Source organism: Longimicrobium sp., assembly GCA_036389795.1.
Classification (GTDB): domain Bacteria; phylum Gemmatimonadota; class Gemmatimonadetes; order Longimicrobiales; family Longimicrobiaceae; genus Longimicrobium.
This window is the reverse complement of the sequence record DASVWD010000228.1, coordinates 30587-51971: the sequence shown is the minus strand read 5'-3', so window position 1 is coordinate 51971 and position 21385 is coordinate 30587. Positions and strand designations below refer to the sequence as shown.

Annotated in this window: 21 protein-coding genes; 20 read left to right on the top strand and 1 reads right to left on the bottom strand. The window is 71.3% G+C overall.

Going from position 1 to position 21385, the window contains the following annotated elements; genetic code table 11:
* The 16 genes from aroA to VF746_26830 all read left to right on the top strand — a co-directional run.
* On the top strand, positions 1–1081 hold a 1081-nt coding region (aroA, locus tag VF746_26905; GenBank protein HEX8696075.1), incomplete at its 5' end, for a 3-phosphoshikimate 1-carboxyvinyltransferase.
* Positions 1082–1392: 311 nt separating this feature from the next.
* A complete protein-coding gene (cmk, locus tag VF746_26900; protein ID HEX8696074.1) occupies positions 1393–2088 on the top strand; it encodes a (d)CMP kinase in 696 nt (231 codons plus the stop codon).
* 214 nt (positions 2089–2302) lie between these two features.
* Positions 2303–4300 (top strand): 30S ribosomal protein S1, encoded by a 1998-nt coding sequence (locus tag VF746_26895; protein ID HEX8696073.1) that lies wholly within the window; start codon positions 2303–2305, stop codon positions 4298–4300.
* Between the two features lie 233 nt (positions 4301–4533).
* On the top strand, positions 4534–6030 hold the full coding sequence (locus VF746_26890) for a S8 family peptidase (GenBank protein ID HEX8696072.1): 1497 nt from the start codon (positions 4534–4536) through the stop codon (positions 6028–6030).
* 227 nt (positions 6031–6257) lie between these two features.
* The gene (locus tag VF746_26885; protein HEX8696071.1) at positions 6258–7802 is read left to right on the top strand and encodes an acyl-CoA carboxylase subunit beta; all 1545 of its coding nucleotides are present in this window, start codon (positions 6258–6260) and stop codon (positions 7800–7802) included.
* Between the two features lie 48 nt (positions 7803–7850).
* Positions 7851–8045 (top strand): DUF433 domain-containing protein, encoded by a 195-nt coding sequence (locus VF746_26880; GenBank protein HEX8696070.1) that lies wholly within the window; start codon positions 7851–7853, stop codon positions 8043–8045.
* A gap of 219 nt (positions 8046–8264) precedes the next feature.
* Complete coding sequence (locus tag VF746_26875; GenBank protein HEX8696069.1) at positions 8265–8702, top strand: DUF433 domain-containing protein; 438 nt, start codon at positions 8265–8267, stop codon at positions 8700–8702.
* Complete coding sequence (locus VF746_26870; protein ID HEX8696068.1) at positions 8699–9016, top strand: type II toxin-antitoxin system RelE/ParE family toxin; 318 nt, start codon at positions 8699–8701, stop codon at positions 9014–9016. The genes VF746_26875 and VF746_26870 overlap by 4 nt, the downstream gene beginning before the upstream one ends.
* 203 nt (positions 9017–9219) lie before the next feature.
* Positions 9220–9882, top strand: coding sequence for a cyclase family protein (locus tag VF746_26865; protein HEX8696067.1), 663 nt, complete (start codon positions 9220–9222; stop codon positions 9880–9882).
* Between the two features lie 91 nt (positions 9883–9973).
* A complete protein-coding gene (locus tag VF746_26860; GenBank protein HEX8696066.1) occupies positions 9974–10546 on the top strand; it encodes a dCMP deaminase family protein in 573 nt (190 codons plus the stop codon).
* Positions 10547–10828: 282 nt separating this feature from the next.
* The gene (locus VF746_26855; GenBank protein HEX8696065.1) at positions 10829–11932 is read left to right on the top strand and encodes a hypothetical protein; all 1104 of its coding nucleotides are present in this window, start codon (positions 10829–10831) and stop codon (positions 11930–11932) included.
* Positions 11933–12019: 87 nt separating this feature from the next.
* Positions 12020–12556, top strand: a complete 537-nt coding sequence (locus VF746_26850; GenBank protein ID HEX8696064.1) for a DinB family protein — start codon at positions 12020–12022, stop codon at positions 12554–12556.
* A gap of 69 nt (positions 12557–12625) precedes the next feature.
* Positions 12626–12856, top strand: coding sequence for an AbrB/MazE/SpoVT family DNA-binding domain-containing protein (locus VF746_26845; protein HEX8696063.1), 231 nt, complete (start codon positions 12626–12628; stop codon positions 12854–12856).
* Positions 12853–13320: a PIN domain-containing protein gene (locus VF746_26840; protein ID HEX8696062.1), complete on the top strand. Its 468-nt coding sequence runs from the start codon at positions 12853–12855 to the stop codon at positions 13318–13320. Before VF746_26845 ends, VF746_26840 begins: the two co-directional genes overlap by 4 nt.
* A 98-nt stretch (positions 13321–13418) precedes the next feature.
* The gene (accC, locus tag VF746_26835; GenBank protein HEX8696061.1) at positions 13419–14927 is read left to right on the top strand and encodes an acetyl-CoA carboxylase biotin carboxylase subunit; all 1509 of its coding nucleotides are present in this window, start codon (positions 13419–13421) and stop codon (positions 14925–14927) included.
* Positions 14924–16297: a methyltransferase domain-containing protein gene (locus tag VF746_26830; GenBank protein HEX8696060.1), complete on the top strand. Its 1374-nt coding sequence runs from the start codon at positions 14924–14926 to the stop codon at positions 16295–16297. Before accC ends, VF746_26830 begins: the two co-directional genes overlap by 4 nt.
* A gap of 103 nt (positions 16298–16400) precedes the next feature.
* On the opposite strand, the gene VF746_26825 is transcribed toward VF746_26830, so the two are convergent.
* Positions 16401–16655, bottom strand: coding sequence for a hypothetical protein (locus VF746_26825; GenBank protein ID HEX8696059.1), 255 nt, complete (start codon positions 16653–16655; stop codon positions 16401–16403).
* A gap of 198 nt (positions 16656–16853) precedes the next feature.
* Between VF746_26825 and VF746_26820 the strand changes: the two genes are divergently transcribed.
* The 4 genes from VF746_26820 to VF746_26805 all read left to right on the top strand — a co-directional run bounded on the left by VF746_26820 (position 16854) and on the right by VF746_26805 (position 21357).
* Positions 16854–17351: a biotin/lipoyl-containing protein gene (locus VF746_26820; protein HEX8696058.1), complete on the top strand. Its 498-nt coding sequence runs from the start codon at positions 16854–16856 to the stop codon at positions 17349–17351.
* Positions 17352–17648: 297 nt separating this feature from the next.
* Entirely contained in the window at positions 17649–18728 is a 1080-nt protein-coding gene (locus VF746_26815) for a thiamine pyrophosphate-dependent dehydrogenase E1 component subunit alpha (GenBank protein HEX8696057.1), read from the top strand.
* Positions 18729–18736: 8 nt separating this feature from the next.
* Positions 18737–19777: an alpha-ketoacid dehydrogenase subunit beta gene (locus VF746_26810; GenBank protein ID HEX8696056.1), complete on the top strand. Its 1041-nt coding sequence runs from the start codon at positions 18737–18739 to the stop codon at positions 19775–19777.
* 113 nt (positions 19778–19890) lie between these two features.
* Positions 19891–21357, top strand: a complete 1467-nt coding sequence (locus VF746_26805) for a dihydrolipoamide acetyltransferase family protein (GenBank protein ID HEX8696055.1) — start codon at positions 19891–19893, stop codon at positions 21355–21357.
* Positions 21358–21385 lie beyond the last annotated feature (28 nt).

Below are 21385 nucleotides of genomic sequence, written 5' to 3'. Positions count from 1 at the left end.
GCTCGCGGCGTGGCGCGCGCCCGCGGACGCGCTCGACTGCGGCAACAGCGGGACGACCGCGCGGCTCATGCTGGGCTGGCTGGCCTCGCGCCCGTTCGCCGCCACGCTCACGGGCGACGCCTCGCTGCGCGGCCGGCCGATGCGGCGCGTCACCGGGCCGCTGGCGGCGATGGGCGCGCGCTTCCGCGAGGCCGGCGAGCCCGGCCGCCTCCCGATCGAGGTCACCGGCGGGTCGCTCCGCCCGCTCGACTTCGCCTCGCCGAAGGCCAGCGCGCAGGTGAAGAGCGCGGTGCTGCTGGCGGGGCTGGGGGGCGGCGTCCCCGTCTCCGTCACCGAGCCGGTGCTCTCGCGCGACCACACGGAGCGGATGCTGGCGGCGCTGGGCGCGCCCGTGCGGAGCGAGCGGACGCCGGAGGGGGTGCGCGCGTTGCTGGAGGCGTGGGCCGAGCCGCTGCCGCCGCTCGACCTGGACGTCCCCGGCGACCCCTCGTCCGCCGCGTTCCTCGTCGCCCTCGCGCTGCTGGCGGACGGGGGCGAGCTACGCATCCGCCGCGTCTGCGTGAACCCGACCCGCGTGGGCTTCCTGGCGATCGTGGAGCGGATGGGGGCGCGGGTGGAGCGCGTGGACGAGCGCGTGGAGGGCGGCGAGCCGGTGGCCGACCTGGTGGTGCGCCCGGCGCGGCTGGCCGGCGTCGACGTGCAGCCCGGGGAGATCCCCGCGGCGATCGACGAGGTGCCGGTCCTGGCGGCGCTGGCGGCCCGGGCGGACGGGGAGACGCGCGTCACCGGCGCGGGCGAGCTGCGCGTGAAGGAGAGCGACCGCATCGCCGCGCTGGTGGCGGCGCTGCGGGCGATCGGCGCGGAGGCCGAGGAGCTGGAGGACGGGCTGGTGGTGCGCGGGAGCGACCGCCCGCTGCGGGGCCGGGTGGTCACGCACGGCGACCACCGCATCGCCATGGCCTTCGGCGTGCTGGGGGCGCTGCCGGGGAACGAGATCGAGGTGGACGACCGCGCGTGCGCCGCGGTGAGCTTCCCCGGCTTCTGGGAGCTGCTGGGGCGCGTCGCGGGGCGGAACCCGTAGGGGCGGCTGCGCCGCCGGGGGCCCTCTCCCCCGCGCGGCCCGGTCGTTCGTTCCTCACGACCAGGGGCCGCGCTCCCCTCTCCCAGACTGCGGGAGAGGGGAAAACCCATCGGCGCTGCGCGCAACGAGGTTGCATGAGGGATGCGCGCCCGGAGCGCAGCCCGGCCCGGAGCGCAGCGGAGGGACATGCCCGAACGGCAGTGCGAAAGTGCTGAGTGCGAAAGTGCGAAAGTAACCGCGATTCGATCACTCTCGCACTCTCGCACTCTCGCACTCTCGCACTCGGGGTCGACGATCCAACTCTTTCGCAGATGCCAACATCCAAGCACCCGGACGGGATCATCATCGCGCTCGACGGGCCGGCGGGGTCGGGGAAGAGCTCCACCGCGCGGGCCGTGGCCGAGCGGCTCGGCTACCGGCACCTGGACTCGGGCGCCTTCTACCGCGCCCTCACCCTGGCGGCGCTCCGGGCCGGCATCCCGCCCGAGCGCTGGGAGAGCCTGTCGCACGAGGAGCTGGACCGGCTGGACGTGCACGGGCGCCCCGGCGCGCGCGGCTACACGCTCTTCGTGGCCGGCGAGGACGTCACGGCCGGCATCCGCTCGCCCGAGGTGAACGCGCACGTCTCGCGCATGGCCGCCGTCCCCGCCGTGCGCGAGTGGCTGCTGGACGCGCTGCGCGAGGCCGGCGCGCGCGGCGGGCTGGTGGCCGACGGCCGCGACATCGGCACCGTGGTGTTCCCCGACGCGGAGCTCAAGGCGTTCCTGGTGGCCGATCCCGCCGAGCGCGCCCGCCGCCGCCTCCTGGAGCAGGGGCACGCGGAGCCCGGAGAGGAGGACGTCCGCGCCGAGGCCGCGCGGCTCACCGGGCGCGACGAGGTCGACTCCACGCGCCAGGCGGCCCCGCTGCGCTGCGCCGACGACGCGGTGGTGGTCGACACCACGGCGCTCTCCTTCGAGGAGCAGGTGGAGCGCATCGTCCGCCTGGCCCGCGAGCGCGGCGGCTGAGGCAGGTGCCAGGCGCCGGGGTCCCGGTCGAGCCGTTCGCACTTCGCACTTCGCACTCAGGACTTCGCACTGGCCGGGTGGGGTTGACCCGGGCGAAGAAAACCCATAACTTGTTACGTTTTCCCGGGCTTACGCCCATTTCCGTCCACCCTCTCACCGACCGTCGCGGCAGCGCGCCCACGGGCCACCCTCCGGCGGGACGTTCAGGAGACCCATGGCTGACCACACCGAGGACTTTTCCCCCGAAACCGAGAACCGGGGCGGCGCCGCCGTGGCCGAGCGGCCGAGCCTCACCGACCAGCAGATCGCCGAGCGGGCGCGCGCGATGAACATCCGCGCCGACCTCTGGGACGACGAGGAGTACTCCGCCGAGGAGTACGAGGCGATGCTGGAGATGTACGACGACACCCTCACCAACATCGAGGAGGGGGAGATCGTCAAGGCGCGCGTGCTGCGCGTCACCGACAAGGCGGTGATCCTCGACCTCGGCTTCAAGAGCGAGGGCGCCGTCGCCCGCGACGAGTTCAAGGACCCCGACTCGCTGCAGCTCGGCGACGAGGTGGAGGTCTTCCTCGAGAACCTCGAGGACGAGGACGGCGTGGTCGTCCTCAGCAAGAAGAAGGCGGACTTCCTGCGCGTGTGGGAGAAGATCCGCGAGGCGTACGAGGCGGGCGCCCCGGTGCGCGGCACGCTCACCCGCAAGATCAAGGGCGGCGTGACGGTGGACCTGATGGGGGTCGACGCCTTCCTGCCGGGCTCGCAGATCGCGCTGCGCCGGGTCCCCAACATCGAGGACCTGATCGGCGAGACCTACGAGTTCAAGATCATCAAGCTGAACAAGCGCCGCCGCAACATCGTGGTCAGCCGCCGCGTGCTGCTGGAGGCCGACCGCGAGATCAAGCGCGAGAAGCTGAAGAAGGAGCTCGAGGTGGGCCAGGTCCGCAAGGGCGTGGTCAAGAACATCACCGACTTCGGCGCCTTCATCGACCTGGGCGGGATGGACGGCCTGCTGCACATCACCGACATGTCGTGGGGCCGCGTCGGCCACCCGACCGAGGTGGTGTCCATCGGCGCCGAGCTCGAGGTCAAGGTCCTGGACATCGACTGGGAGCGCGAGCGCCTGTCGCTGGGCCTCAAGCAGCTCCAGGAGTACCCCTGGAAGGACGTCGAGAAGAAGTACCCGGTGGGCGCCCGCGTGCGCGGCCGGGTGGTCTCGATCACCAACTACGGCGCCTTCGTGGAGCTGGAGAAGGGGGTCGAGGGGCTGGTGCACATCAGCGAGATGAGCTGGACGCGCAACGTCCGGCACCCGTCGAAGATCGTCTCCCTGGGCGACGAGATCGAGGCGGTGATCCTGAAGGTGGATCCCGAGGGCGAGAAGATCTCGCTCGGCATGAAGCAGATCGAGGAGGACCCCTGGCACGCGCTCCCGGTGAAGTACCCGGTGGGGACGCGGCTGACGGGGAAGGTGCGCAACCTGACCTCCTTCGGCGCCTTCGTGGAGATCGAGCCGGGGATCGACGGCCTGGTGCACATCTCCGACATGAGCTGGACCAAGCGGATCCAGCACCCGTCCGAGGTGGTGAAGAAGGGCGACGACGTCGAGGTGGTGATCCTGGGCGTGGACGCCGAGAACAAGCGCATCTCGCTGGGGCTGAAGCAGACCCAGGACGACCCGTGGGACCACCTGGCCACGCAGTTCCACGCGGGGCAGGAGATCAGCGGGAAGATCACGCGCCTGCAGGACAAGGGCGTGGCGGTGGACCTGGGCGACGACGTGGAGGGCTTCGTCCCCGTGTCGCAGCTGGGCGTCACCGGCCTGCAGAACCCGGCCGACGTGTTCGGCGAGGGCGACGACCTGGAGATGCGCGTGACCGAGGTGGACGCCGGCAACCGCCGGATCGTCCTGGAGGTGACGCGGGTGCCCAAGTTCGAGGGCGAGGTGCCCACCCCGAAGCCGGCGGCGTCCGAGCCCGAGGCGACGGCTGAAGCGGCGACCGAGCCCGAGGCGCCCGCCGCGGTGCCGGAGACCCCGGTGGCCGAGGCCGACGAGGCTCCGGCCGCGGAGGCCGCTGCCGCGCCGGCGGCGGAGGCGGCTCCCGAGGCCGCGCTGGCCGACGACGTCACCCCCGAGGAGGCTCCGGCCGCCGAGGCGGCGCCGGAGGAGGCCCCGGCTTCCGAGGCCGCTCCCGAGGAGGAGCAGCAGTCGTAAGCCGGTCTTCCCCGGAAGATCAGCAGTGAGGGCGCGGGGCCGCGAGGCTCCGCGCCCTTCTTCATGTCGCAGGGCAACCTTGCACATTCGATAGGGGACCTTCCGTGTGGTGATGAGGCGGGGTGATCCCGGCCTCTGCCGCAGCTCACGTACCCCTGTACTTATGTTTTAAGACGATTTATCTAATATACATGGCCGATTCATCTGATTCCCCACAGGCAGGAGGCACCCCCATGAAGATTTCTGTTTTCTCTACGCTAGTGGCCCTGGTGGTAACTGGGACCGTTGCGGCAGGCTGCGGCGACGAACCCATCACCCCGGTTCCACGGGAGGGGGCGAGACTCGAGTCCTCGGCGCCGCTGCTTGCCGCGGCGCCGGGACAGGGAATCCGCGACCGCTACATCGTCGTCTTTCGCGACGACACGCGGGACGCGGCGGGGCTCGCGGCGCGGCTGGTGGCGGCGAATGGCGGCAGGCTCCATCACACCTACACGAGCGCGCTCCGCGGCTTCGCCGCCACCCTGTCGCCGGCGGCCGTCGAGGCCGTGCGGCGGAATCCTCAGGTGGCGTACGTGGAGCAGGACGGGATCGCCAGGGCGAGCGCCACGCAGAACAACCCCCCGTGGGGGCTGGACCGCATCGACCAGTCCGACCTGCCGCTGAACGGCACCTACAACTACAACGCGACCGGCTCCGGCGTGCGCATCTACGTGCTGGATACCGGGATCCGGTACGATCACGTGGAGTTCGGGGGACGCGCCGCCGCCGGGTACGACGTGTTCGGCGGCAACGGCGAAGACTGCTATGGGCACGGCACCCACGTGGCGGGCACCGCGGCAGGGAGCACCTACGGCGTGGCCAAGGGCGCCACGGTGATCTCGGTACGCGTGCTCGACTGCGTCGGCGACGGTTTGTGGAGCAACATCATCGCGGGCGTGGATTGGGTGACGCAGAACCATGTGAAGCCGGCGGTTGCGAACATGTCGCTCCGCGGAGGCGTCAACTCGGCGGCAGATCAGGCCGTCGCCAATTCCATCGCGGCGGGGGTGACGTACGCCGTCGCAGCTGGGAACGACTACGCCTACGACGCCTGCAACATCTCGCCCGCGCGGGTGAGCACGGCGTTGACGGTGGGCGCGACGAATTCCAGCGACGCGCGGGCCGACTTCTCCAACATCGGCACCTGCCTGGACCTGTTCGCCCCGGGTGTGGGGATCACCTCGGCCTGGTACACCAGCACCACCGCGACGAACACGATCGACGGGACGTCGATGGCCACGCCGCACGTGGCGGGCGTGGCCGCGCTGTATCTGCAGAACAACACCACCGCCACGCCGGCCACGGTGAACTCCGCCATCATCAGCGCGGCCTTCACCAACAAGCTTACAGGCATCGGTACCGGCTCGCCCAACCTCCTGCTGAGCTCACTGGTCCCGGGCAACCAGCCCCCGCCGGGTACGCCGCTCAGCGTTTCCGTCAACTGCGAGCCCTACTCCTACTATCCATCCACCACGTACAACTGCATCGCCACGGCCACGGGCGGCAGCGGCACCGGATACAGCTTCACCTGGGCCTACGGGGGGGAATACTACGACCAGGGCGGAGTCAGCAAGGCGTACGTCACCTGCTACAAGTACTCCGGCAGTTATCACGGAACGCTGAGCAACTACGGCAACGTGACCGACAGCAACGGGAACACCGCGTGGTTCTCCGTCTCGCGCTCCTGCTGACGAGCGACACCAGCGGCTGACCCGAGGACCAGGCGGGGGCCGGATCATCCGGCCCGCGCCCGTCCCGAACGGCTGCTGACGGGCGTGATCCTGGTGGCGTGACTGGACGGGCGGAACCGGATCATCCGGTCCCGCCCGCCGTGTCGTTGCGCGCACCCGCGCGAGTGGTAGATTGCCGCCCTTTCCGAGGTTTTTCACGTACAGAGCACGGGCGGCACGCGATGTCGATGCGGGAGAAGCTGGAGCAACTGGAGGAGCTGCGCCGCAAGGCGGAGCTGGGCGGGGGTGCCAAGCGCATCCAGCAGCAGCACGAGCGCGGCAAGCTGACCGCGCGCGAGCGGCTGGACGTGCTGCTGGACGAGGGCTCGTTCGTGGAGATGGACCGCTTCGTGGTGCACCGCGCCACCGGGTTCGGGCTGGAGAACGAGAAGTACCTGGGCGACGGGGTGGTCACCGGCTACGGCGCCATCCACGGCCGGCTGGTCTACGTCTTCTCGCAGGACTTCACCGTCTTCGGCGGCTCGCTCTCCGAGGCGCACGCGGAGAAGATCGTCAAGGTCATGGACCTGGCGCTCAAGAACGGGGCGCCGGTGATCGGGCTGAACGACTCGGGCGGCGCGCGCATCCAGGAGGGCGTGGTGTCGCTCGGCGGCTACGCCGACATCTTCCTGCGCAACACGCTGGCCTCGGGGGTGGTGCCGCAGGTGAGCGCCATCCTGGGCCCGTGCGCGGGCGGCGCGGTGTACTCGCCCGCCATCACCGACTTCATCTACATGGTGCAGGGGACGAGCTACATGTTCGTGACCGGCCCCAACGTGGTGAAGACGGTGACGCACGAGGACGTCACCATGGAGGAGCTGGGCGGCGCCGCCACGCACGCCGCGAAGTCGGGGGTGGCGCACTTCGCGGCGAAGTCCGAGGTGGAGTGCCTGCACCGGATCCGGCAGCTCTTCGAGTTCATCCCCCAGAACAACGCCGAGGACCCGCCCTTCAAGCCCACCGAGGACCCCTTCGACCGGGCCGACGAGGAGCTGCTGGAGATCGTCCCCGACAACCCCAACAAGCCGTACGACATGCACGACGTCATCCGGCGCGTGGTGGACGAGGGCGAGTTCTACGAGGTGCACGCCGACTACGCGGGGAACATCCTCTGCGGCTTCGCGCACGTGGGCGGGCACTCGGTGGGGATCGTGGCCAACCAGCCGGCGGTGCTGGCGGGGGTGCTGGACATCGACGCCAGCGTGAAGGCGGCGCGCTTCGTCCGCTTCTGCGACGCCTTCAACGTGCCGCTGCTCACCTTCGAGGACGTCCCCGGCTTCCTCCCCGGCGTGGCGCAGGAGCACGGCGGCATCATCCGCCACGGGGCCAAGCTGCTCTACGCCTTCTGCGAGGCCACCGTGCCCAAGGTGACGGTGATCACCCGCAAGGCGTACGGCGGGGCGTACGACGTGATGTCGTCGAAGCACATCCGCGGCGACGTGAACTACGCCTGGCCCACCGCCGAGATCGCGGTGATGGGGGCCAAGGGCGCGGTGGAGATCCTCTACCGCCGCGAGATCGGCCAGGCGGAGGACCCGGGCGCGGTAGCGGCGGCGAAGCAGCGCGACTACGAGGAGCGCTTCGCCAACCCGTTCGAGGCGGCGGCGCGCGGCTACGTGGACGACGTGATCGATCCCCGCGAGACGCGCGCGCGGGTGATCAGCGCGCTGGGCATGCTGCGCAACAAGCGCGACTCCAACCCCCCGAAGAAGCACGGCAACATCCCGCTGTAGCTCGCGGTGGGCTATCTTGTGAGAGGACCATCTCCAGCGAGGGGGAAGATGCACAGGCTGATCGTTTCCGATCCGGCGGTGATGATGGGGAAGCCGGTGGTCGCGGGGACGCGGATCACAGTCGAGTCGATCCTGGAGAAGCTCGCCGCCGGGGAGAGCATCGACCAGGTGCTCCAGGCGCACCCGCGGCTCACCCGGGAAGCCGTGCACGCCGCGCTGGCGTCAGCCGGGATGGCTCGATAGCGCGACTTTTTCCTCGCCCCACCCGGATGCTGTTTCCGCCCGCCTGTCCAGGCTCCAGGGGACAGGCGGGCGATCTGTTTCCGGGCTGGCCCGTCTGGCGCGCTCGGTGTTCGTCCGCTGGCCGCTTTCTGCCGATTACGCGGTCAGCCGGTGACGGCGCCGCGGGCACGCCTTACCTTTCCGCGAGCGGGTCGATTCCACCATTCCGGGAGGGGTGTCATGGAGCGCGTCGCGATCGTGCGGGATGCGGAAACGGGGGAGGCGGTGGTCGCCGGCACCGGAGTCACCGTCGCGGAGATCCTGCGGGAGCTGGCGGGCGGGCCGGGCATCGAAGCGGTGCTCCGGAGGCATCCCGAGTTGACGGAAGAAGCCGTCGCCGCGGCGGTCTCTTTCGCGTCTGCGGCCGTGCAGCGCGAGGCTCGCTACGACGCCGACACGCCGGAGCGCGCGCCGGGAATCGTACGCGAGGCGCCGGTGGCCGCGGCCGCCCCGGCCCGTGCTGGGAGCGTGGTGCTGGGTGTGGAGGAGTACGAGGACCTGCTGGACCAGATCGAGTTCCTGACGGAGCTCAACCAGGCCCAGCTTGAGGTGGCGGAGGGCAAAACGGTTTCTCATGAAGAGGCGCGGGCATACCTGCTCTCGCGGCTCGGCGGGTGAACGTCCGCTGGTCCGAGCGGGCGCTCAACCACGCGGAGGCGGCGGCCAGGTACATTGCCCGCGACCGGCCGCTCGCCTCGATTCACTGGACCCAGGAGCTGTTCGATACTGTCCTGCGGCTCGGCGACTTCCCCGAGAGCGGGCGCGCGGTTGCCGGTATCGACAACCCGCGGCTTCGAGAGGTCGTCTTTGAGAATGTCCGTGTGGTCTATCACATCGATCCCACTGAAATCGTGGTGCTGATCGTGTGGCACACTCGCCGGGATCCGCGCAAGCTGCTGCGCCAGCTCCGGGCGTATCGTGTTCCGACCTGACCTGTGTAGCGCAAGCCGGACGTCGCGAGGTCCCGCGAAGGAAAGGGATCCCGCACGAGCAGGTAATAGCCGAACTCCGTGAATCTCTTCGGATTGCAGAGTCAGGACCTTCATCAAACGAGCAGTCATAGCCAGGGGTGCGCTCGCGTGAAGCCGGCGCACCCACTTGCGTTTCGACGTCCGGCGCGCGATAACCTTTCGCCATGCGCGAGAGGAAGCTGATTGACCTGAGCCACACGGTCGAGCACGGGATGGTGACGCTCAAGGGCTATCCCGCGCCGGTCGTCTGCGACTACCTGAGCCGCGAGGCGTCGCGCGCGGTCTACGCCGAGGGGACCGAGTTCCACATCGGCCGCATCGACATGATCGCCAACACGGGCACCTACGTGGACAGCCCGTTCCACCGCTACGAGGGCGGCAAGGACCTCTCGGAGCTGCCGCTGGAGTCGCTGGCGGACCTGGACGCGGTGGTGGTGCGGGCCACGGGGCGCACCGGGCGCGCGATCGACCGCGGCGCCTTCGACGGGGTGGACGTGGCGGGGAAGGCGGTGCTGGTGCACACCGGCCACGCGGCGCACTGGGGGACGGACGCGTACTTCGACGGGCACCCCTTCCTCACCCGCGCGGCCGCCGAGCACCTGCGCGACGCGGGCGCGCGGCTGGTGGGGATCGACTCGCTCAACATCGACAGCACCGACGACCCCGCGCGCCCCGTGCACAGCGTGCTGCTCGGCGCCGAGATCCCGGTCTGCGAGCACCTGCGCGGGCTGGAGCAGGTGCCGGACGCGGGCTTCCGCTTCTTCGCCGTCCCGGTGAAGGTGAAGGCGTTCGGCACCTTCCCGGTGCGCGCCTTCGCCATCGTCTGACCGCCCGGCTTGCACGCCGCCGCGCCCGGCGTCATTCTCCCTCCCGGCCGGACCGTTTCCCGAATCTCCATCCTCCCGACCTCCCCCTCCGATGCCGGACACGCGCGAGCACAGGCGGCCGGGCTCCGAAGAGTACTTCATGGGCATCGCCGTGGCGGTGCGGCGCCGCGCCGACTGCACGGGCAACCGCGTGGGCGCGGTGATCGTGAAGGACCGGCGCATCGTCTCCACCGGCTACAACGGCACGCCCGAGCACATGCCCAACTGCTCCGAGGGCGGCTGCCACCGCTGCGCCCACCGCGAGCAGTACCCGTCGGGCACCGGCTACGACCTGTGCATCTGCGTGCACGCCGAGCAGAACGCGCTGCTGGCGGCGGCGCGCTTCGGCATCGCGGTGGAGGGGAGCACCGTCTACACCACCATGCGCCCGTGCTTCGGCTGCACCAAGGAGCTGCTCCAGGCCCACGTGGACGCCGTGTACTACCTGCACGACTGGGTGCACCCCGACCCGCGGCACCAGGCCGAGTACGAGCGCCTGCAGGGCCGCTTCCCCGGCGGCATCCGGCGCCTGGAGATGGACGACCCCGAGGCCGACTGGGCCGTCACCTCGCGCCGCCCCGCCGCCGCCCCCCGCGCCGACGAGACCGGCCACGGCTCGTTCTGAGAAATCTGGAGCTACCTCGAAGTCCAGAAGAACTGCAGGGTTTGGGCGTGTCTGCGCGCGCCGTAGGGCACGATACGACTGTGCCCAACGGCGCCGGGCCACCGCCGCCACGATACCCCCTGTGGCGGCGGCGTCCCGGCCCTCCGGGCGCGCATCCCTCACGCGGCACGACGGGGCAGGCTGCAACGGGCGCGATTCGGGCCCTCCCTGCGCGACCCTACGACGCGCAGCGGGGTAGCAGGACGGCCGTATGTCTTTCGCAATCAAGCAGTAAGATCGCGCATGTCTTCGATCAGGCGGATCCTCCCGCTCCTCGCCCTGCTCGCCCCAGCCGGGCCGTTGGCAGGGGCGGCGGCGCAGGCGGACTCGGCGGCGGCGCGGGCGCCGGCGGCGGTGCTGGCCGGGCGCGTCATCCCGGCGGACGACGGCGACCCGCGGGGACTGCGCGTGTTCGCGCGCGCCGGCGCGTTCGCCGACTCGGCCGGGGTGGACTCGCTCGGTCGCTTCGCCGTGCCGCTGCCGGCGGAGCTCGCGGGCGACACCGTGGAGCTGGCCGTGGACGCGGCGGACCCGGCGGCGCGCGCCTTCCACCCGGCCGTGGTGCGTCTCGGGCGGTACCAGGTGGAGGCCGAGCACGAGATCGTGCTGCTGCCGCTGCGCTGGAAGGTGCGCGGCGGGCGCTACGCGGGCCAGGAGGTCGAGGTCCGGCTGGCGCGCGCGTTCGAGCGGGCGTGCGAGCGGTGCAGCAGCTTCTACCGCCGCGCCACCGAGCGCGCCGCCGAGCCGGGGCGCACCTCGCTCCAGGCGTGGCCCGAGGAGCGCTTCCCGCTGCGCGTGGCCTTCGACCGCGAGTGGTCGGGCGAGCGGGTGAGCGCGCGCGACTCGGCCGCCTTCTGGCGCCACGCCGAGGAGCTGGAGGAGGTGTTCGGGGCCGACGTCTTCCGCCCGGCCGTGTACGGCGACGCGCTCCCGGGCGACGACGGCGGGCCGCACGACGTGATCCTGGTGTGGATCGACCCCGAGATGCACCGGGAGAGCGGCCTGGGGAGCGCCATCGCCTTCGGCGGCGAGATCGAGTACGGCGACCTGCGGCTGGGGCGCGGCTCGCTGTCGTCGCCCGACGCCGCGGAGGGGCTGGTGCCGCACGAGCTGATGCACACGCTGGGCTTCGGCCACACCTGCGCCTGGCGCTCCGTGCTGGCCGACGTGCGCCGCTGCCCCGGCCAGCGCGCCCCCACCGCCACCGCCGAAGACGTGGCCTACGTGCAGCTCGCCGCCCGCCTGCGCGCCCTCCAGCGGGAGCGCCGCGCGCGCTGGGTGATCGAGGCGGCCCTCGCCGGCGCGCCCCTGCTCCGGGACCGCGCCCCGGGCCTGGTGCTCCGCTGACGGCTCGCCGCCGGCCGCGCTTCGGCGTAGGTTGGTGACCGTCGGGATCGGCGGCGGACAACGGACCAGGACCGGAGGACGGAGACGATGGGTGCGACGACGCAGCGGCCGGGGACGGACGAGTACGCGGAGTTCTACCAGGCCTACGTCGCCCGCGTGCCGGACGGAGACGTGGTGGAGCGGATGGAGCGGCAGGCGGGCGAGGTCGCGGAGTTCCTGCGCGGCATCCCGGCCGAATTGCACGAGCACCGCTACGCGCCGGGAAAGTGGAGCGTGAAGGAGGTGGTCGGCCACATGAACGACGCCGAGCGCATCTTCGCCTACCGCGCGCTGCGCATCGCCCGCGGCGACCGGACGCCGCTCCCCGGGTGGGACGAGAGTCTGTACGTGCCCACCGGGAACTTCGGCGCGCGCACGCTGGAGTCGCTCGCCGGCGAGTGGGCGGACGTGCGCCGGGCCACCGTGTCGCTCTTCCGCAACCTCGACGCGGAGGCGTTCGCGCGCCGCGGCACCGCCAACGACAACGAGGTGAGCGTCCGCGCGCTGGCCTTCATCACCGTCGGCCACACCGACCACCACCTGCACATCCTGCGGGAGCGGTATCTGGAAGCAGATGGACGTTGATCTGGTTCAGCGCGGACCTTTACGTTCATGGTTTGGCGCTTTACCTTCAAGTAAAGCAAGGAGGTGGAGATGCCAACCGCTCGCCTGAGCAGTAAATCCCAGATTGTAATTCCAGTGGAGATTCGCCGTAAGCTGGGCATCGAGCCCGGGGACGAGTTGCTGCTAGAGACAGAGGACGATCGCATCGTCATCCGAAAGTCTACGCAATCAGCCTTGGAACTGCTCGAGTCGCTGCCGAAGGAGATCTGGAAGAACGCGGCCGAAGAAATTCAGCGGATGCGCGACGAGTGGGAGCGGTGAGTACACCCGCCCTCAGCGACGGTGAGCGTATTGTGCTCGACACAGTGGCGCTCGTCTACTTCGTTGAGCAGCATCCAGAATATGGGCCTGTTGCTCGCAGCATTATGGAACGAGTGCAGGATGGAAGGTTGGAGGCGATCGTTTCGTCCATCGCGCTCGCGGAACTTCTGGTTTTTCCCTATCGGCAGAACCAGCCGCAGGTAGCGCACACTCTACGAATCGGGCTCGAGAGGTTTCCGAATCTCACGATGGTCGATGTAGATGCCGACATCGCGGACGAAGCGTCACGGATTCGGGCGAAGCACAACCTTCGCATTCCTGACGCCGTTCACGTGGCGACTGGCCTTTCACGAGAGGTGGATTGGATTGTCACCAATGACTATTCGCTGAGACGAGTCGCGTCGGAGGGGATTCGAGTCTGGCTTTTCAACGAGCACCTCCAAGGTCTCCAGGGAACATCCTGAATGCTCATGCACCGGCTCGCCAGAACGGCGGGCCGGTTGTACTTTGGGAGCCTTTCGCGAGACCCGGCGCGTCGCAACCCGAGCGTGGACCCGAGCGCGTGTTCAAGAAGATCCTGGTGGCCAACCGCGGCGAGATCGCCCTGCGCGTGATCCGCGCGGCGCACGAGCTGGGCGTCGAGGCCGTGGCCGTCTACTCCGAGCCCGACCGGCTGGCGCCGCACGTGCTGGCCGCCGACGAGGCGTACCTGATCGGCCCCGCGCCGAGCGCGCAGAGCTACCTGCGCGGCGACGTGCTGATCGAGGTGGCGAAGAAGTCCGGCGCTGAGGCCATCCACCCCGGCTACGGGTTCCTCTCCGAGCGCGCGCCGTTCATCCAGGCCGTGCGCGACGCGGGGCTCGTCTTCATCGGCCCCTCGCCCGAGGCGGTCACGGCCATGGGCGACAAGACGGAGGCCCGCAAGCGCGCCACCGCCGCCGGCGTCCCCGTGGTCCCCGGCACGCAGGACCCGCTGGCCGACGCCGCCGAGGCCCGCCGCGTGGCCGCCGAGATCGGCTACCCCGTGCTGCTCAAGGCCGCGGCCGGCGGCGGCGGCAAGGGGATGCGCATCGTCCGCTCCGAAGACGAGATCGAGCGCGCCTTCGAGTCGGCCGGCAACGAGGCGCAGGCGGCGTTCGGCGACCGCTCCGTCTACGTGGAGAAGTTCCTGGAGGGGCCGCGCCACATCGAGATCCAGCTCCTGGCCGACCGGCACGGCAACACGCTGCACCTGGGCGAGCGCGAGTGCTCCATCCAGCGCCGCCACCAGAAGCTGATCGAGGAGGCCCCCTCCGCCGTGCTCACCCCCGACGAGCGCGCGGCGATGGGCGCCATGGCGGTGGCGGCGGCGAAGGCCGTCGGCTACGAGGGCGCGGGGACGGTGGAGTGCCTGTACCAGGACGGCGCCTTCTACTTCCTGGAGATGAACACCCGCATCCAGGTGGAGCACCCGGTCACCGAGCTGGTGACGGGGGTGGACCTGGTGCAGTGGCAGATCCGCGTCGCCGCGGGCGAGCCGATCCCGTTCACGCAGGACGACGTGCGCTTCCAGGGGCACGCCATCGAGTGCCGCATCACCTCCGAGGACCCCTTCAACTCCTTCCTCCCGTCCACCGGCCGCATCGGCGAGCTGACGCTGCCGAGCGGGCCCGGCGTGCGCTGGGACGGCGGGATCGCCACCGGCGTGGAGGTGGGGCTCTCGTACGACCCGATGCTGGCCAAGCTGATCGTGCACGCGCCCACGCGCATCCAGGCGGTGGAGCGGATGAAGCGCGCGCTGCTGGAGCTGCGCATCGAGGGCGTCGACACCAGCGTCCCCTTCCACTTGCGGGTGATGGACGAGCCCGACTTCCGCGCCGGAAACATCGACATCAAGTACCTGGAGAAGCACGAGCACCTCCTCGAGGCCGCGCCGGCGGACGAGGCGGTGCGGGTGGCCGCGCTGGCCGCCGCGCTGCTGGAGGAGGAGCGCCGCGCGACGCGCTCCATCGCCCGTCCCGCCGCGTCGGGCGCGGGGTCCGACGGCGGCGGGAGCGCGTGGCGCGGGCGCGGCGGCTGGAGAGGGCGGTGAGCGAGCGCCGCCGCCCGCGCGGGCCGGACCGGCACCCGCGTGGGCCGCACCGGCCCGGCCACGGCCGCGGGCCCGACCCGCGCGGCCCCCGCCGGCCTCCGGCGCCCGTAGCCGTGCGGATCGACTCCATCGCGGCCGGGGGCGAGGGCGTGGGGCGGCTCCCGGACGGGCGGGTGACCTTCGTGCACCGCACCGCGCCGGCCGACCTGGCGGAGGTCGCCCTCACCGAGAAGCACGACCGCTGGACGCGCGGGCGGCTGCTGCGCGTGCTGGAGCCCTCGCCCGAGCGGCGCGAGGCCCCCTGCCGCTTCTACGACCGCTGCGGCGGCTGCACGCTGGAGCACCTGCCGTACGAGGCGCAGCTCCGCGCCAAGGCGCGCATCGTGGCCGACGCGCTCACCCGCATCGGCGGCGTGGCCGTCGAGCCGCCGGAGGTCGTCCCGTCGCCGAGCGAGTTCCGCTACCGCAACCGCGTCTCCTTCGCGCTGCGCCGCGGCGAGCACGGCGAGGTGGTGGCGGGCTTCCACGCGCTCGGCAGCCCGGACGAGATCGTGGACCTGGACGGGAGCTGCCTGCTGCCGGAGGAGCCGATCTCGCGCGTGTGGGACGCGCTGCGCCGCGAGTGGGGCCCCGACGCGCGCCGCCTCCCCTCGGGGCAGCGGCTGCGGCTGACGCTGCGGACGAACGCCGCCGGGCAGGTGTCGCTGCTGGTGGAGGGCGGCTTCTCGCCCGGGCGGCCCGAGGAGCTGGTGGAGCGGGTGGAGGGGCTGGTGGCCGTCTGGCACCGCCCCGCGCACGCCGCCGCGGAGCTGGTGGCCGGGGCGCCGGGGCTGCCGGAGACGTGGGGCGACGAGACGGTGGAGCTCTCCGGCGCCGCCTTCCTGCAGGTGAACCGCGGCGCCGCGGCGCTGCTGGAGGCGCACGTCGCCGCGCTGGCGGGCGACGTCGCCGGGCTCGCGGTGGTCGACGCCTACTGCGGCGTGGGGCTGCACGCGCGGCGGCTGGCGCGCGCGGGGGCGCGGGTGGTGGGGATCGAGCTGGACCCGCTGGCCGTCGACGAGGCGAGCCGCGCCGCGCCCGAGGGGGCGGCGTTCGTCGAGGGCGCGGTCGAGGAGCTGATCCGCGCGCACCTCCCGGCGGACCTGGTGGTCCTCAACCCCCCGCGCGCCGGCGTGCACGCGGACGTGGCGGACGCGCTCGTGGCCGCCCCCGCGCGGCGCCTCATCTACGTCTCCTGCAACCCGGCCACGCTGGCGCGCGACCTGAAGCGGCTGGCGCCCGCGTACCGGCTCGAGTCCGTCCGCTCCTTCGACCTCTTCCCCCAGACGGCGCACGTGGAGACCGTGGCGTTGCTGGAGCACGCGGGCTGAGCGAGGCCCGCGGGTCCGACAATCTCCGGAAGCGCGGACGCGGACCGGCCGCCGGGAATGCGCTTCGCTCCGGCGGCCGTTCCGCGTAGTTGAGCACCGACGGTCAGCAGTGGGTCGTGTCCGGAATGCAGTCGACTACGTCGCTCTCGCACAGGCACGAGTACTCGCACGTGGCGGGACACGTCTGCCCGCCGTCTAAGGTGTAGCACGTGTCGAAGCTGTAGCACGCATTCCCGCATTCCCACCCACCACCCGAACTGTCTTCCCGTCCCCTGACCGTTCCGAGCCGCGCCGCCGGCGTCGCCGCCTCGAACGACTCCACCTGCAGCGCGTCGAGCTCCAGTTTCAGCTTTTTCATCGGTCTCTCCATTGTGGGGTGAAATGCGGAGCGCGGCTCCCAGGGCTCACGTTCGACGTGGAGCACTCGTGAACGTATGGCGCAGAATCCGTTCCCAATAAGTCTGGAAACGAACGGTGGGATTGCGGGCGCGCGGCGGCACGCGCAGGTTGACCCGTTTTCGTGGACGGCTCTCCCGTTACCGTGAACCAGGGCTGCATGCGCTACTACGTGACGATCGGCGACCGCACCGTGGAGGTGGACCTCACCGGGCACCAGCCCGTGGTGGACGGCACCCCCGTCGAGGCGCAGATGCAGCTCCTGCCGGGCACGCCCGTGCGCACCCTGCTGGTGGACGGGCGCTCCTACACGCTCTCCGCCCGCCCCGGCGACCGGCGCGGCCGCTGGGAGCTGGCGCTGGGCGGCGACCGCTTCCGCGTGGAGGCGGTGGACGAGCGCACCCGCGCCATCCGCGAGATGACCGGCGGCGCCGACACGGAGGCCGACAGGACCGTCGCCGCGCCGATGCCCGGGCTGGTGGTGAAGATCGAGGTCGAGGTGGGCCAGCAGGTGAAGGCCGGCCAGGGCGTGATCGTGGTCGAGGCGATGAAGATGGAGAACGAGCTGAAGGCCCCCGCCGACGGCGTCGTCGCGAAGATCCTGGTCCAGGAGCGCCAGACCGTCGAGAAAGGCGCCCCCCTTATCGTCCTGGAGTAGCCTTTCCCCGCGCCGATCCTGGCCCCTGGCACCAATCCCCGCAAAGTACCCTCTCCCGAAGTTGGGAGAGGGTGGCGACGCGGTAGCGGCGCCGGGTGAGGGCCCCGCCGGGTGAGGGCCCGCGGTGCAGTCCGTGCAGTCGAATCGTCCCGGCCGACGGTTCCGCTCCCGCAAGCGACTGCGGGGGCGGGGTTTCGCCGCGCGCCGGGTTGACTGGGGCCGGCGCGGCAGCCAAGTTGTCGCGCTTCCCCGCGGGCCGTCCCCGCGCGGGAGCCCGACGCATCCGCCACCCCACGCATGGCGAACCGAACCACGACGAAGCGCGCCGCCGCCGCGATCCCCCACGGGCTCACGCGCGAGCAGCTGCTGGAGATGTACCGCCTGGTGCGGCTCACCCGCGCGCTGGAGGAGAAGCTCGAGACGCTCTTCCGCCAGAGCAAGGTCGTGGGCGGCCTCTTCCGCTCGCTGGGGCAGGAGGGCGAGTCGGTGGCCAGCGCCTACGCGCTCCGCCGCCGCGCCGACGGCACCGGCGACGTGCTGAGCCCCCTCATCCGCAACCTGGGCTCCATGCTCACCATCGGGGCCACGCCGGGCGAGGTGGTGCGCCAGTACATGGCCAAGGGCGACAGTCCCGCGCGCGGCAAGGAGCTCAACATCCACTTCACCGACTTCGAGCGCGGCTTCATCGGCCAGATCTCGCCGCTGGGCGACCTGGTGCCGGTGATGGCGGGCGTCACGCTCACCTTCAAGCAGCGCGGGGAAGACCGCGTCGGCATGGTCTACATCGGCGACGGCGCCACCTCCACCGGCGCCTTCCACGAAGGCGTCAACTTCGCCGCCGTGCAGCGCTGCCCCCTCGTCGTCGTCGTCGAGAACAACGGCTGGGCGTACTCGACGCCCACGCGGCTGCAGACGGCCGCGAAGGCGTTCGTGGACAAGGCGGCCGGCTACGGCATCGCCGGCGAGCAGGTGGACGGCAACGACATGCTGGCCGTCTACGGAGCCGCGAAGCGCGCGGTGGACCGGGCCCGCTCCGGCGGCGGCGTCACCCTGCTGGAGGTGATGACGTACCGCCGCAAGGGCCACGCGCAGCACGACTCGCAGAGCTACGTCGACCCCTCCGAGGTCGAGCACTGGGCCACCACCAACGACCCCGTCGACCGCTACGTGGCCGCGCTCACCCAGAACCGCTGGGCGAGCACCGCCGAGCTGGCCGCGATCGACGCCGAGATCGACCGCGAGCTGGACGCCGTGATCGCCGAGGCGGAGAAGTCGCCGCTCCCCGAGCCCGACGAGGCGCGCACCGAGGTCACCGGCGACGGCCCCGTGAGCGCGCCGTGGTTCCGCCACGACCCCCCCGACCCCACGAAGGCCTGATTCAACCGATGGCGACCGCGACGCTGAGCACCGAGAAGCCCGAGCACGTGCGCCTCACCGAGCAGGGGAAGCCCGTCACCCTGCTGGAGGCGATCCGCGAGGGGCTGTGGGAAGAGATGGAGCGCGACGAGCGCGTGTTCCTGATGGGCGAGGACATCGGCGTCTACGGCGGCGCCTTCAAGGTCACCGAGGGGTTCCTGGACCGCTTCGGCGAGCTGCGCGTGGTCGACACCCCCATCAGCGAGATCGGCTTCACCGGCGCCGCCGCGGGGGCCGCGCACATGGGGATGCGCCCGGTGGTGGAGATGCAGTTCATCGACTTCATCTCCTGCGCCTACGACATGATCACCAACTACGTGGCGACCTCGCGCTACCGCGGCTCCGGCGCGTGCCCCATGGTGATCCGCGGCCCCTCGGGCGGCTTCGTGCGGGGCGGGCCGTTCCACTCGCAGAACCCCGAGGCGGCCTTCTTCCACACCCCGGGCCTCAAGATCGTCTACCCCTCCACCGCGCGCGACGCCAAGGGTCTCATCAAGGCCGCCGTGCGCGACGACGACCCGGTGCTCTTCTTCGAGCACAAGTGGCTCTACCGCCGCCCGCAGCTGCGCGAGGTGCTCCCCAGCGAGGACTACACGGTCCCCATCGGCAAGGCGCGCACGCACCGCGAGGGGAAGGACCTCACCATCGTCACCTACGCGGCGATGGTGCACAAGAGCCAGGAGGCCGCCGAGGTGCTGGAGAAGGAAGACGGCCTGGACGTGGAGATCATCGACCTGCGCACGATCCTCCCGCTCGACGAGGACGCCATCGTCGCGAGCGTGAAGAAGACCAACCGCCTGCTGGTCGTGCACGAGGACACCCGCACCGGCGGGATCGCGGGCGAGATCGCCATGCGGGTGAACGAGAAGGCGTTCGAGTGGCTCGACGCGCCGGTGCTGCGGGTGACCGCCATCGACGCCCCGATCCCCTACTCGCCGCCGCTGGAGGACTACTTCCTGCCGCAGACCGAGGACGTGGTGAAGGCCGCGCGGCACCTGGCGAACTACTAGTGATTTAGTGCTTAGTCCTTGGTGTGTTAGTGATCGGGAGCGCACTAAGGACTAAGCACTAAAACACTAAGGACTAAGCACTTGGGACTTTCCCGGAACCCGGACTTACGATCATGGCCCGTGTAGACGTACCGATGCCGCAGATGGGCGAGTCGATCGCCGAGGGCACCGTCTCCCGGTGGATCAAGAAGGTCGGAGACGCCGTCCAGCGCGACGAGCCGATCCTGGAGATCTCCACCGACAAGGTCGACGCCGAGATCCCCTCGCCCGTGGGCGGCGTCCTGGCCGAGATCCTGGTGCAGGAGGGCACCACGGTCGAGGTGGGCACCATCGTCGCCCGCATCGAGACCGAGGCCGGCGCCGCGGCGACCGCCGGGGCCGCGCCGTCGTCCGGCGTCCCCGGCGAGAAGCAGACGCAGGTCCCCGAGGCCGCCGTCGGCCAGGCCGAGGCCCCCGCGCCCACCGCCGCGTCCGCCCCGGCCACGGCCGCCGCGTCGACCGCATCGGCCCCGCCCGCGCCGGCCACCGTCGGCGCCGGCGCCTCCTCGTCCGACGCGTCGCCCAACGGCGGGCCGCAGACGGCCGAGGAGCGGCTGCGCACCCGCTCCACGCCGCTGGTGCGCAAGATCGCCGCGGAGCACGGCGTCGAGATCTCGGCGGTGCAGGGGACCGGCCGCGCGGGCCGCGTCACCAAGGAAGACATCCTCCGCTACGTCGAGGAGCGGAAGGCCGCCCCGGCCGCCGCCGGCGCGGGGACCACGGCCGCGCCGCCGCCCGCCGGGCGCCCCGCCGCCCCCGCGCGCCCCGCGTACGAGGGCGAGGGCTTCCCGTGGGAGGAGTTCCACACCCACGCCGAGCACCCGGCGGTGGCCGCGGGGCCCAACGACCGCGTGGAGCCGATGAGCCGCATGACGCAGCTCATCGCGCAGAACATGGTGCTGTCGCGGCGCATCTCCGCGCACGTGCACTCGTACTTCGAGGTCGACTACTCCCGCGTCGACCAGGTGCGCGCCAAGAACCGGCGCGTGTGGGAGGAGCAGGGCGTCAAGATCACCTACACCCACTTCATCGCCTGGGCGGTGGCGCGGGCGCTGCGCGAGCACCCGAAGCTCAACGCCTCGCTCTCGACGAACGAGATCATCTACCGCGCCGACGTGAACCTGGGGATCGCGGTGGCGCTGGAGAACGGCCTCATCGTCCCCGTCGTCAGGAACGCCGACGAGCTGTCGCTGGTGGGCCTCGCCAAGCGGGTGAACGACATCGCCACCCGCGCGCGCAACAAGCAGCTCAAGCCCGAAGAGGTGCAGGGCGGCACCTTCACCATCACCAACCCGGGGATCTTCGGCACCACCATCGGCTTCCCGATCATCAGCCAGCCGCAGGTGGCCATCCTGGGCGTGGGCGGCGTGGAGATGCGCCCCGCCGTGGTCACCGACGAGTACGGCAGCCACGCCATTGTGCCGCGCAAGCGGGGCTACCTCTCGCTCGGCTACGACCACCGCCTGGTCAACGGCGCCGACGGCGACCAGTTCCTGGCGCGCGTCAAGCAGCTCCTGGAGACCTTCCCCGAGCAGGCCTGACGCGGGATCGTCCGACAGGAATCCGGGA